9 protein-coding genes are annotated in these 13,169 nt (G+C 59.3%); 3 read left to right on the plus strand and 6 right to left on the minus strand.

Features of this window, described 5'->3' with window-relative positions:
- Positions 1 to 33: 33 nt before the first annotated feature.
- From DET50_RS13480 to glgC, 5 genes are all read right to left on the minus strand, one after another.
- The gene (locus tag DET50_RS13480) at positions 34 to 804 is read right to left on the minus strand and encodes an SDR family NAD(P)-dependent oxidoreductase (RefSeq protein WP_113863358.1); all 771 of its coding nucleotides are present in this window, start codon (positions 802 to 804) and stop codon (positions 34 to 36) included.
- Positions 805 to 824: 20 nt separating this feature from the next.
- The gene (locus tag DET50_RS13485) at positions 825 to 1,187 is read right to left on the minus strand and encodes a PilZ domain-containing protein (protein WP_113863359.1); all 363 of its coding nucleotides are present in this window, start codon (positions 1,185 to 1,187) and stop codon (positions 825 to 827) included.
- A gap of 100 nt (positions 1,188 to 1,287) precedes the next feature.
- On the minus strand, positions 1,288 to 2,769 hold the full coding sequence (gene malQ / locus DET50_RS13490) for a 4-alpha-glucanotransferase (protein WP_113863360.1): 1,482 nt from the start codon (positions 2,767 to 2,769) through the stop codon (positions 1,288 to 1,290).
- Entirely contained in the window at positions 2,766 to 4,496 is a 1,731-nt protein-coding gene (locus tag DET50_RS13495; RefSeq protein ID WP_113863361.1) for a glycoside hydrolase family 57 protein, read from the minus strand. Before DET50_RS13495 ends, malQ begins: the two co-directional genes overlap by 4 nt.
- On the minus strand, positions 4,486 to 5,751 hold the full coding sequence (glgC, locus tag DET50_RS13500; RefSeq protein WP_113863362.1) for a glucose-1-phosphate adenylyltransferase: 1,266 nt from the start codon (positions 5,749 to 5,751) through the stop codon (positions 4,486 to 4,488). The genes DET50_RS13495 and glgC overlap by 11 nt, the downstream gene beginning before the upstream one ends.
- 195 nt (positions 5,752 to 5,946) lie before the next feature.
- Between glgC and glgB the strand changes: the two genes are divergently transcribed.
- Genes glgB through glgP form a run of 3 tightly spaced genes read left to right on the plus strand, consistent with a single transcriptional unit; the run spans position 5,947 to position 11,876 of the window.
- Positions 5,947 to 7,833 carry a 1,4-alpha-glucan branching protein GlgB gene (gene glgB / locus DET50_RS13505; RefSeq protein WP_113863363.1) on the plus strand — a complete coding sequence of 629 codons (1,887 nt, stop codon included), beginning with the start codon at positions 5,947 to 5,949 and terminating at the stop codon, positions 7,831 to 7,833.
- Positions 7,830 to 9,275: a glycogen synthase GlgA gene (gene glgA, locus DET50_RS13510; RefSeq protein ID WP_113863364.1), complete on the plus strand. Its 1,446-nt coding sequence runs from the start codon at positions 7,830 to 7,832 to the stop codon at positions 9,273 to 9,275. Before glgB ends, glgA begins: the two co-directional genes overlap by 4 nt.
- Before the next feature lie 48 nt (positions 9,276 to 9,323).
- On the plus strand, positions 9,324 to 11,876 hold the full coding sequence (glgP, locus tag DET50_RS13515) for an alpha-glucan family phosphorylase (protein ID WP_113863365.1): 2,553 nt from the start codon (positions 9,324 to 9,326) through the stop codon (positions 11,874 to 11,876).
- On the opposite strand, the gene DET50_RS13520 is transcribed toward glgP, so the two are convergent.
- Positions 11,873 to 13,051, minus strand: coding sequence for a 1-acyl-sn-glycerol-3-phosphate acyltransferase (locus tag DET50_RS13520; RefSeq protein ID WP_113863366.1), 1,179 nt, complete (start codon positions 13,049 to 13,051; stop codon positions 11,873 to 11,875). The two genes, glgP and DET50_RS13520, sit on opposite strands and share 4 nt — an antisense overlap.
- Between the last annotated feature and the right edge of the window lie 118 nt (positions 13,052 to 13,169).

The raw sequence follows: 13,169 nt of genomic DNA on the forward strand, positions 1-13,169 counted from the left end.
GTTCAAATCCCTTTGTCGCTGTTTGCCAAATTATCAGTGCGCTGTGTAGCCGCCGTCTATCACCAGCTCGCTGCCGGTCATGAACTTGGACTCCTCGGAGGCCAGGAACACGATGCCCCAGGCAATATCATCCGGTTCGCCCATGTGTCCCAACGGATGCAGCGCCGCTGTTGCCTGCTTGGCAGCATCGAGATCTTCTCCCGTGGTTTTCAGGTGCCCCTCCACCATCGGAGTCCAGATGAAGCCCGGGTGGATGGAATTCGCGCGGATGTTGTCCGGTGCGTAGAGCATGGCATCGGTCTTGGTCATCAGCCGCACCGCGCCTTTCGAAGCATGGTAGGGAGGCACGTCCGGCGCGCTGACCAGGCCGTATATGGAGGACAGATTGATGATACTACCGCGCCCGGCCTTTTTCATGTGCGGGATGGCATGCTTGGTACAGAAGAACACGCCTTTTACGTTAATTTTCTGGACCAGGTCCCACTCTTCCTCGGTCAGTTCGTGTGTTGGCTTGTTCGGGCCGGAGATGCCCGCGTTATTCACCAATACATCGATGTGGCCAAATTTATTCGCGGCCTCGTTAATTGCCGTCCTGACGTTCTCCTCATCACTGACGTCACAATGCCAGTAGGCAACCTGGTGACCTTCTCCGGAGAGTTTCCTGGCCAGGGCATTCCCTTCATCGTCCAGGCAGTCGAGGATCGCAACCGAGGCGCCCTCTTCTGCCATCCTGCTAACCGCCGCGGCACCAATACCGTGTGAGCCGCCTGTGATCACGGCGACCTTGCCTTTCAGCCTATCCATAACAACTCCAGCAGAATCAATCAGTGGGTCCGATATTTGGGGGATGAATCGTAGTTGATAGTTGCGTGGTGGCTTGCCAGCCAGCTGAGAAGCTTGGCGATACCCAGAGCATCATTGTCCGCACCGTCAAAATCCAGCCCAAGCCCTTTGGCGGATTTCCTGACGACGTGGGCCTTGAGCCTGCGAAGGGTTTTTTCGGTTTTCTCCGGGTAGCAGAGTTCCAGCTCAAGGGTCTGGTTCAGATTTACATCATCATAGTCGGTGGAGACAAACACGCCTCTGCGTGAGGCATTGCGGACTTGGCCGGTGGCGACGGGCATTCCCCGTTTATAGACCAGGATTGAAAGTTTACCGGGGACGCGTTTGCTGAGCCTGTGTTCCATTGGATCCTCCCTGAACAGGTTTGACGTCTATCAAGTGTTGTCTGTTATTTATACACCAGCGTAAATGACAGCACGTTGACACTGGTCAATATACGACCAGTCAGAACCGGATTCGTTCATGGCGTAAGATCGATTTCCGGATCTTTTCGGCAAGCTCATCCGTACACTGCGACAACTCCAGTTGCCACACCCAGTTGCCCTCTACGGTACCCGGTGTATTGAACCGCGCCTCCGAGCCGAGCTCCAGGAAATCCTGCATCGGCACCATGGCCAACCAGCATACCGAGCGGAAGGCTGCATCCACGATTGGCCAGGGCATTCCCGTGCCATCGGTGCCCAGATAGCGGTTCACATAATCCCGGGTGTGGTCCTCCAGACTCAGGTACCATCCAAGGCTGGTATCGTTGTCATGGGTGCCGGTATAGACAAGATCCCCCGGCTCGTGGCGATGCAAAAGGTGGGGGTTATCCGGGCTGCCATCGAACCCGAACTGGATAACGGCCATTCCGGGAAGTCGGAACTCCCGGCGTAACTGCTCGACCTCATCGCTGATGATGCCCAGGTTTTCTGCCACCAGCGGTAAGCCTGGGAAACGTTCGAAGCAGGCCTCAAGAAACCGGCGGCCCGGACCTGCAACCCAGTAGCCGAACCTGGGTTCCGGCGTTGTCGCGGGAATCTCCCAGAACGATTCCAGCCCACGGAAATGGTCAATCCGGATCAGGTCAAACAGCTGGCGCTGGCTTTCGAGCCGCTGCAGCCACCACTGGTATCCATCTTCGGCCATGGCGTCCCAGTCATAGAGCGGATTGCCCCAGTGCTGGCCGTCCGGCGAGAAGTAATCCGGCGGAACCCCCGCGACCACGGTAGGGTCCCCCTCGCCATCCAGCTTGAACAGATGGCGATTCGCCCAGACATCGGCGCTGTCGTGGGCCACGAAGATCGGAATATCACCGAACAGCAGAACGCCGCGCTCGGCAGCGTAATCTCTCAGCGAGTGCCACTGGTGCTGGAACAGGAACTGTTCGAACCGGATGGCCTGCACCGATTCCGTATTTTCCCGGACAAACTGCGCAACCGCCTCGGGGTGCCGGTCACGCAGTGGCGCCGGCCATTCCGACCAGCTCATGCCCGGCAGCATTTCCCGGATACCGCAGAAGATGGCAAAGTCGTCGAGCCAGTCACCGTGTTCAGCGCAGAACTTGTCAAAATCCCGTTTGCGTAGCTGCCCTTCCCCGCCGAAAAAACGCCTTGCAGCCAGCTTCACCAGTGCCCGCTTGCCCCTGTCTGCGGCAGGGTCGAGTTCATCCCGCCATAACAGACCAAGCGTGACCAGCTCCGAAAGATCGATAAAATCCGGATTACCGGCGTGGGCGGAAAGTGACTGGTAGGGTGACAAATCACTGTGGGTCGGGCCCACCGGCAAGGTCTGCCAGACGCTCAGACCGCTCTTCGCCATGAAATCCACGAAGCGGCGGGCATTGGCACCAAGGATGCCAAACTGCCCCTCAAGTGCCGTCGGATGCAGCAAAACCCCGGCGCGACGCGCCTCGAAAAGACGTTGCGATATTTCCTCCGTACTCATGGCGCCTCAGCATCTTTGTCATGGCCGGGCCGCATGGCACCGCCGCGCGCCGGTTCCCCGCCACCCTGGCTCAGTTGCTGGAACACCGACGGTGGCGCCGGATAACCAATCCTTTCATACAGATTGACCAGATGCCGCCGGTACAGGCGCTCGAAATCCTGGACGATCTGCGCCGGGTTATAATCTCCGAACCACCAGAACCAGTCAGAGCCTTCACACAAGGCGAGTTGTCGTTGCGCCGCCTGCTTTTCCTCGGAGTTCAGGCTGCCGTTATCCATGACCCGGTCATAATGGGTTTTTGCCTCGCAAAGCAGGTCCCAGGCACGGTTCTTGTCAGTATCCCCGATCCAGGTGGAAAAGGTGCCGTAGATCCAGCTTCCGGCGACCAGGTGCGGAAGCTGCACCGGTTCGGCGACCGGTTGTTCAAGCAGTTCACTGTAGGTCGCCAGCCTCAACCGCGGGTGATCTTCAAGCACCGTATAAAGCCGGTCGAGGAAATGAATGCCGTTTTCCGGGTAGTATTCCCACGCATTCTCACCATCCAGGATGACGGAAATGACCGGCCGTGGTTTGCTTTTGGCATGCCCGGCGATATTCTCCATGTGGTGGACGAGGTCCCCCACTGCATCCTCGGCATGCCAGTCCGCGTAGTTGAATCCGATCAGATCGGACAGGCCATCGTCCCGGAAAAATACCGTTACGTCGTTGTCGCCAAAGCGGAAGGGCTGATGAATGCCGGCCTGCTCGGGGAGTTGCCCATTTTCCCGGGCCAGGTTCATGCTGTTGTGAATGACGGAATCACCACTCGCCGTCCACTGGAACCCGTGTTTCCCAAGCTGGGCCAGGGTTGCCTGGCTGAGACCACCCTCGGACGCCCAGCAGCCTTTGGCATCGATTTCGAAAAACCGTTTGAAGGTTTCCCGAGCCTGCTGCAACTGCCAGCTTGCCCGCAAGTCACCGCCGGGATAACGGGAATGTGAGGGTAAGGCGATATCCGGCATCGCTTCCCGGGCCGATTCGAGATCCAGCAGCAGAGGCAGGATCGGATGGGTATAGGGGCTGACGGAGAGCTCCACCTGCCCGGTCTTCGCCAGATGCCGGTAGCGCGGGCCGATACCGGCCATCACCTCGAATATCACATCCAGTAGCGCAATTCGGTCATCCAGAGTGAACCCGGCCCCTTTTTCCTGGAGGCTCTGGACACAGGCGTTACGCTGGCGAACGGTCTCTCCCATCCAGCCCAGGTGATACCAGACCAGCAGATCGGTCAGGAAGGTGGGCGCGATATAACGCTGGATGTCCGGTTTGGCACGATAGAATTCAGCCAGGTCCGCAAGACGGGCATAGGCGGGAAAGCGCTTGATGATCCGATCCGGATTGGCCCTCAGTGCCTTGTTCATGAGGTCCTGGAACGCCGGGCTGCCGGTTTCGGGCAGGGTTTCGGCGACCAGTGCAGCCAGGAGCGGATCGCCGATGGGTCCGGCCCCGTGCCGCCACCGTTCGATCTGCACCAGATAGGTCTCGATCTGCTCCAGCAGCACCGGCGCAAAGTTCACCACGGCCCTGGCCTTCGGGTGCGCCTCCAGGTGCGCGGCCATGTCGCTGTAATCCTTGATGGCATGCAGATATACCCACGGGAACAGGAACTGGCCGGTTTTCAGGTCCTGGTATCCCGGCTGGTGCATGTGCCAGCACAGCACCACCGGCGTCTTTGTGTCAGAGGCCATGGGGATAGTCCTGCCCGAGCATCTCGGGGGTCACCAGAACAACGCCTTTGGTGGAAACGTGAAAACGCTTGCGATCCTCTTCCTCGTCAAAGCCGATTTGGGTGCCTTCCGGGATCTTGCAACCACGATCGATCAGGGCCCGCTGGATTTTGCAGTTCCGCCCGATATCCACGTCCGGATAGATCACCGAATCAGATACCTCGCTGAACGAGTGCACCCTCACCTGTGAGAACAGCAACGAGTGCCGCACCATGGCTCCGGAGACAATACAGCCTCCGGCAATCATCGAATCCACAGCCGTGCCGCGACGGTTTTCATCGTCAAAGACGAACTTGGCCGGGGGCAGCTGCTCCTGGTAGGTCCAGATCGGCCAGTTGGAATCATAGAGGTTCAGTTCGGGGCTTACCCCGATCAGTTCCAGGTTGGCCTGCCAGAGGGAATCGATGGTACCCACGTCACGCCAGTAGGCCGGCCCATTCTGAACCGGGTCCCGGAACGGGAACGCCATGACCCGCAAACGGCGGATCACGGAAGGGATAATGTCCTTCCCGAAATCGTGGGAGGACGTGCCCTGCAACTGATGGTCCCGGATGAGTTCCTCGAACAGGATCCTGGTACTGAACACGTAGATGCCCATGGAAGCCAGTGCCTTGCCCGGCTTGCCGGGCAAGGGCCGTGGATTCTCGGGCTTCTCTTCAAACTCCCGGATCCTCATCTCCTCATCCACATCCATGACTCCGAAGGCCGAGGCGTCGTCGATGGGCACCTCGATGCAGCCAACGGTGATGTCTGCCTCGCTTTCCACGTGGGCGGCCAGCATGGTGCCGTAATCCATCTTGTAGATGTGATCTCCGGCCAGGATCAGGACATATTCCGGCCGGTGGCTGCGGATGATATCCAGGTTCTGCAGCACCGCGTCCGCGGTACCCTCGTACCAGGAAGTCTCGATCCGCTGCTGGGCCGGCAGCAATTCCACGAACTCATCCAGCTCTCCCCGCAGGAAGCTCCAGCCGCGCTGGATGTGGCGAATCAATGAATGGGATTTGTACTGCGTGATCACACCGACCTGCCCGATGCCCGAATTAATGCAGTTGGACAGTGGAAAATCGATGATCCGGAACTTTCCGCCGAAGGGAACGGCGGGCTTGGCACGCCATTTGGTGAGATCGTAAAGCCGGGAGCCTCTTCCTCCCGCAAGCACCAGAGCAAGTGTCTGGCGAGTGAGGCGACTGACAAAACGCTGAGCCGTATGCATGAATCCTTCCCTGCAAACCATCTGGTTTGATGCTTACTGCCGAACAGCCGTGCGGCACATCGACAGTATTCTTACCGCCGTAATAATATTAGAACAGTATCACGGGATTATGACGTAGAATTGTTACAAGTCATTTTTTGAACGCGCGAGTGGGCGTTCAATACCCGGGAACCCGGTAAGGAAGATGCGTGGTCTATGGAAAGCCCGACCCTGAGCGAATTTGATTTATACCTTTTCGGCGAAGGCCGCCACTGGCACATCTACAACGTGCTGGGAGCCCATATCCAGACCCGGAACGGTACCGAGGGTGTGCGGTTCGCAGTCTGGGCACCCAATGCCACTGCGGTCAGCGTTGTCGGAGACTTCAATGACTGGGCTCCCGGACACCACCCCATGGCCGTGCACGGGGCCTCCGGCGTCTGGTCCGTGTTCATTCCGGGTGCCGGCGCCGGTAGCCAGTACAAGTTTGCCATTACCACCCGGTCCGGCAAGCAAGTCTTCAAGACCGATCCGTATGGCCAGTTTTTCGAACTTCGCCCCTCCAACGCGGCCGTGGTGGTCCAGCGCGGCAGTTACAGCTGGGGAGATGGCGACTGGCTGGCCCGGCGCAGCAAGTGGGCCTGGCAGAAATCGCCCGTCTCCGTTTACGAGGTGCACGCCGCTTCCTGGCAACACCACGGATCAGGACGATGGCTGACCTATCGGGAACTGGCGGACCAGCTGATTCCCTATGTCCGGGAACAAGGCTTCACCCATATCGAATTGCTGCCGGTTACTGAACACCCCCTGGATGAATCCTGGGGCTACCAGACCACGGGCTACTTTGCCCCCACCAGCCGTTTCGGCACCCCCGACGATCTGCGTTACCTGATCGATCAGTGCCACCGCAATGATCTCGGGGTGATCCTGGACTGGGTACCCGGCCATTTCCCGGAAGATGCGCACGCGCTGGCCAAATTCGATGGCACCGCCCTCTACGAGCATGAGGACCCCCGCCGCGGGCAGCACAAGGACTGGGGCACCCTGATCTACAATTACGGTCGCCACGAAGTCCGCAATTTTCTCATCGGCAGTGCCCTGTACTGGCTGGACACCTTCCACATAGACGGCCTGAGAGTGGATGCGGTAGCCTCCATGCTCTATCTCAACTACTCCCGCAATCCCGGCGAGTGGCTCCCAAACGTCCATGGCGGCCATGAGAATCTCGAGGCCATCGACTTCCTGAAAAGCCTGAACCAGACCTGCCAGAGCCGGTTCCCGGGCACACTGGTGATCGCCGAGGAATCCACCTCCTGGCCTCGGGTGACTCGCCCGCCGGAAATCGGAGGGCTGGGATTCAATCTGAAATGGAATATGGGCTGGATGCACGATTCCCTCGAATACCTTCAGCAGGATCCCATCTACCGCCAATACCACCACGACAAGCTCACGTTCGGTTTGCTGTACGCGTTCTCCGAAAACTTCATGCTGCCGCTCTCCCATGATGAAGTCGTCCACGGCAAGGCCAGTCTGCTGAACAAGATGCCCGGTGACGACTGGCAGCAGCGGGCCAATCTGCGCCTGCTGTTCAGCTTCCAGTTCACCTACCCCGGCTCCAAACTGCTGTTCATGGGAGGAGAATTCGGACAGCGCCGGGAATGGAGCGAATCCCGGGAGCTGGACTGGTACCTCCTGCAGTATCCCGAGCATCGCGGTCTCCAGAAACTGGTGCAGGACCTGAACGGACTTTACCGGAGAGAACCGTCCCTGTACGCCCGTGATTACTACGGTGACGGCTTCGAATGGATCGACTGCCACGATTCACCCCAGTCGATCATAAGCTACCTGCGCCGCGCCGGGGACGAGGTCACGGTGGTGGTCATCAACTTCACCCCGGTGCCCCGGTACGGGTACCGGATCGGCGTTCCCAGCGGAGGGCGCTGGGTGGAAGTGCTGAATTCGGACTCGGAATACTACGGCGGGAGTAACGTCGGCAACCCGTACGGTCTTGAAGCCCGCGAGGTGCCCTGGATGGACCGCCCCTGCTCCCTCGAACTCACACTGCCGCCCCTGGCAGCCGTTGTTCTCAGGCCGGAATCATGAAACGGGTTCTTTTTGTTACCAGTGAAGTCTACCCGGTCATCAAGACCGGTGGCCTTGCGGACGTCTCGGCCAGCCTGCCCGAGGCCCTGAGCCGTCAGGATTGTGATATCCAGATAATGCTGCCCGGCTACCCGGCTGCCCTGGAGGCCGCACGCACCGCCGGCAGCCGGCGCAAGGCGAGGCTGAGCATTGGCCAGTACCATGTCACGCTCTGGCGCACCCGACTGCCCGGCACCGCCGTCAGCCTCTGGCTGGTGGACTGCCCCGCGCTTTTCGACCGGCCGGGTAATCCCTATCAGAACGAGGAAGGACAGGACTGGTGGGACAACGCCCATCGGTATCAGCTGTTCTGCCGGGTCGCGGCCATGATGGCCAGCGGCCAGCTGGGTCTTGGCTGGACGCCGGACATTGTGCACTGCAACGACTGGCAGTCCGCCCTGGTGCCGGTTTTCCTGGATCATCTTCCCAACCGGCCCGGCACCGTGTTCACCATCCATAACCTGGCGTACCAGGGCCTTTTTTCCCAGGAGACGTTCCGGGCGATGGGGCTGCCGGATTCACTCTGGCGTTTCGACCGGCTGGAATTCCACGATCAGCTGTCCTTCATCAAGGGCGGGCTGGTTTACGCCGACAGGATCACCACGGTCAGTCCCACCTATGCCCTCGAAATCCAGACCCCGGAGTTCGGGTATGGCCTGGATGGCCTGCTGAGATACCGTTCCGATCGCCTCTCCGGAATCCTCAACGGCATCGATACCCGGATCTGGAACCCGTCGGATGACCGGTACCTCGACTTTCACTACGGCCCCGACAGTCTCAGCAACAAGAGCCAGTGCAAGGCCCGACTACAGCAACAGCTCGGGCTGGAAGTGAACGGCGCGCCCCTGTTCGGATCCATCGGACGGCTGGTAGAGCAGAAAGGTATCGACTGGCTGCTGGCTGTCATTCCGCCCCTTCTTGAAAAGGGCTGCCAGTTTGCCATTCTGGGCTCGGGCGAGCCGCGATATACCGATCCCCTCCGGGCCCTCGCACGGGATCATCCGGAGCAGGTTTCCCTGACCGTGGGTTATGACGAGCCGCTGGCACACAGGATCACGGCCGGGGCCGACATGTTCCTGATGCCCTCCCGTTTCGAGCCCTGCGGTCTCAACCAGATGTTCAGTCTGCGCTACGGCACTATCCCGGTTGTGCATGCTGTCGGCGGACTTAAAGATACTGTTGTCGATCCAGGCCAGGCCGCTGGCAGCCGTGCCACCGGCTTCTGCTTCGAGCGTCCCAACGAGGATGCCTTCCTGCATGCCATCGACCGGGCGCTGGAGTACTACAGCAATCGCAAGCAATGGCGACACCTGCAGCGCAACGGAATGGCGGGGGATTATTCCTGGAAGTACCGGGCCCGAGAGTATCTGGCCCTGTACCAATCGATTCTGACCGAACAATGAAAACGAAACTGACCCCAAGTCAGCAGGTTCCTTTACAGGAGGACGACCATGAACAAGGCCACAGAGTTCCGGCTTGAAGCACGCCCCAGGATTCCGGAAGGTCTTGAACGACTGGAAGAGCTGGCCAACGATCTGTTCTACAGCTGGGACCACGGTGTCAGGAACCTGTTCGCCCGCATTGATCCGGTACTCTGGCAGCGGGTCGAGCACAATCCAAAGCTGTTCCTTCGCCGGGTAGCCCAGGAACGTCTGGATGACGCGGCGCAGGATCGGGCATTCCTGGCAGAATACCGTCAGGTTCTGAGCAGTTACGATGTCTATGTCGAGTCCGAGCCTGGGCCGGAAGTGACCGAAATACTGGATCCCGAACGGGACCTGGTGGCCTATTTCTGTGCCGAGTTCGGTTTCCATGAAAGCTTTCCGATCTACTCCGGCGGTCTCGGGATTCTGGCTGGGGATCACTGCAAGGCAGCGAGCGACCTGGGCCTGCCCTTCGTGGCCGTGGGCCTGCTGTACCAGCAGGGCTACTTCATCCAGACTATCGACGCCCAGGGCCATCAGATCGCCCGCTACAAAACCCATTCCAGCGACGAACTCCCGATCTCCCCGGTGGAGGTGGATGGAGTGCCGCTGAAGCTTACCGTGCCCTTCCCCGGACGGATGGTCACGGCGCGGGTTTGGGAAGCCCGGGTCGGACATATCCGTCTCTATCTTCTGGACAGTAACACCGCCGAAAACAGTCCGGACGACCAGAATCTCACGCTCCAGCTCTACGGCGGCGACGAGTCCACCCGGATCAGCCAGGAAATGCTGCTGGGCATTGGCGGCGCCCGCGTACTGGAAGCCCTCGGCCTGAAACCCACTGCCTGGCACATCAACGAAGGGCATGCCGCCTTCCAGATCCTTGAACGATGTCGTCAGTTGATGCAGCAAGATCTGGATTTCGACGCCGCATTGGAAGCCGTTGCAGCCTCAACGCTGTTCACCACTCACACGCCGGTTCCGGCGGGCCATGATATCTTCTCCCGGGAGCTGGTCCACCATGCCCTCGGTCACTACCTGGAGGAATCCGGCCTGGATTTCGAAAAGGTCTTTGCTCTTGGTATCCGCGATGGCGGAGACAGGTTTAACATGACCACCCTGGGGCTTCGGGGCTCCCGTTTCCATAACGGCGTCAGCCGCATCCACGGTGGCGTGGCATCGCAAATGGAAGGGTATGTCTGGCCACAGGTTCCCTCTTCCGAAAATCCGCTCGGCTATATCACTAACGGCGTCCACGTGCCGACGTTCCTGGCCCCGGAATGGGCAAGCCTGTTCGATATCCAGGCGCCAACCTGGAAAAGCGAACTGCGGAATCCCGATTTCTGGAATTTCGTTGACCACATTCCCGACTATCACTACTGGAGTGTGCACAAGGCCCTGAAGCAGCAAATGGGTGAATTCGTGGTGGAGCAACTGGCGAGGCAGCACGAACGCAACGGTACCGGTCACTCGGTGACGGAGCGGATGACGCGGCAGCTGGTATCTCCGGAAAAAGACACCCTGGTGATCGGGTTTGCGCGGCGGTTTGCCACCTACAAACGCGCCACCCTGATCTTTTCGGACCTGGAACGTCTCGAGCGCCTCCTGACCAACCCAGAGCACCCGGTGGTATTGATCTTCGCCGGCAAGGCCCACCCGAAGGACAAACCGGGTCAGCAACTGATCAAGGTCATACATGACCTCTCCATGCGTCCCTCCCTGATGGGCCATATCATTCTCCTGGAGGATTATGACCAAGCCATGGCTCGTTACCTGCTCGCCGGTGTCGATGTCTGGCTCAATAACCCGGAGTATCCGAAAGAAGCCAGCGGCACCTCCGGTGAAAAAGCTGCCCTGAACGGTGCCCTCAATCTCAGCGTTCTCGATGGCTGGTGGGGCGAGGGTTACGACGGCACCAACGGCTGGGCCATTACCCCCAGGGATACCGGCCTGGATCCGGAATTCCGCAATGAGGAGGAAGCCCGGGACCTCCTGGACCTGTTGGAGTACGAGATTGTTCCGCTTTACTACGACCGGGCCTCCCAGGGCTATTCCAAGGGCTGGGTAGCCCGTTCGAAGGCCTCCATGAAAACCATCACGCCCAGGTTCAACAGCCAGCGCATGGTGATGGACTATGTGGAACGCTACTACGAGCCCGCCTCCGCCCAGGGTCGAAGGTTACTGGCGGATGACGCCAGCAAAGCTCGTGAACTGGCGGAATGGAAAGCGAGAGTGCGTGACGCCTGGCCGGGCGTTTCCCTGTCTGTCGTTGGCTGCGTGGAATGCCGGTGCGCCTATGACGAAACGGTGGAGTTACGGGTCGAAGCGGTGCTCAATGGTCTGACGGCCGAAGATGTCAGGGTGGAATGCGTCGTCACACCGGAATGCACCGGCAGCCACGATGCACCCGGTACCGATCGCTTCCTGCTTGAAATGGAAAGCGAACAGGACGGTCAAACCGTGTTTGCAATACAGGTTCCACCGCCCTATCCCGGCCTGCAGACGCTCCGGCTGCGCATGTATCCCTATCACCCGGCGCTGACCCACCTGCTGGAGATGGGTGCGATGCTCTGGGTCTAGCGGGAATTGGCCTGAAGTGCTGTGACCACCGGATTGGCGTACATATCCAAGAGATAGGGCCGAATGGCCGGGTCACAGGCTTCCAGACGCCGCTCCATTTCCGCCTCGGCCGCGGCAATATCCGCCGGTGACCAGGTTTCGGCGGTCACGACGGATTCGGTAACCGTTTCCGGGGTGGCGTGGGCGTCCGGATGCAGTCCACGCTGCTGGTAGGCTACCAGGTTCGAGGCATGCAGGTGGTAATTGGCGTGCATCTCACGATCGATGCGGCTCGCCAGTTCCTTCGGGTTTTCCGGGGCGTCCGCGATGGGGGCGCCGAAGTGCACATGAACGTGGCCCTTGAAACCGGTAAGGCCCTTCACGATCTGCTCGCTGTCCTCTCCCTCGGTCTTGGTGTAGCTGCCGGTCCGCGCCCGTGTCTCCAGCTCCCTGGCCTTGTCCACGTCGCAGGGGTCATACTCGTAGGAAATGGAAACCGGCACGATGTGCAGGCGGTTCATGGCCTCACCGAAGCTCAGACCGCTCTTCTTCCGGCTCATGTAGAACATCTTGATGATGGCCGGATCGGTGTAGTCCAGACCATCCTTGGCGCGACCTTCCCTCTGGGCAATCCAGATGCTGTGATTGGTGTCGATACTGTGGTTGATGAACGCGGAAAGCGTCATGTATGCATCCCGCATTTCCCGCGGGCTGGTCATGTTCCTGCGCACCACAAAGCTCTTGTTGAGCCGCATCATCTCCGCGAACACCCGGTTCTGTAGCAGGTTGTCACCGATCGCAATGCGCGTGGTGTAGAAACCGTTCTGGAACAACAGGTAGTTGACCACCATGGGATCGAACACGATGTCCCGGTGGTTGGAAATGAACAGATGGGCGCTGTGCTTGTCCAGATTCTCCAGGCCACTGGTGGTGACCCGGGTGGTGGTACCCTCGACCAGCTCACCCACGTAAGAGGACAGCCTGGCCTGTAAGTCATCCACGCGGGTGAAATGACCAAAATTGCTGATCAGCCAGCGGCGGAGGAAAAACCGCAGTACCGCGGGCGCCCAGCGCTCCAGTGTCGGCGACTTGAAACGCCCGACCATGTCGAGAAACTCCCGGTCATTGACCAGGCGCTGAATGGCCGGACCGGTTTCTTCGTCCGAATACGGACGGATGGCATCAAATTCTTGCATTGAAACCCTGTTATTATCGTATCTAAGGAAGGTCTGAATAACTGCTGATATTTGCCCATCTTGGGTTTAAACGGCAAAAAATCGAAGATTCAGACACTATTTTCCCTTTATTTGTGTG

Source organism: Marinobacter pelagius, assembly GCF_003315345.1.
GTDB classification, from domain to species: Bacteria; Pseudomonadota; Gammaproteobacteria; order Pseudomonadales; family Oleiphilaceae; genus Marinobacter; species Marinobacter pelagius_A.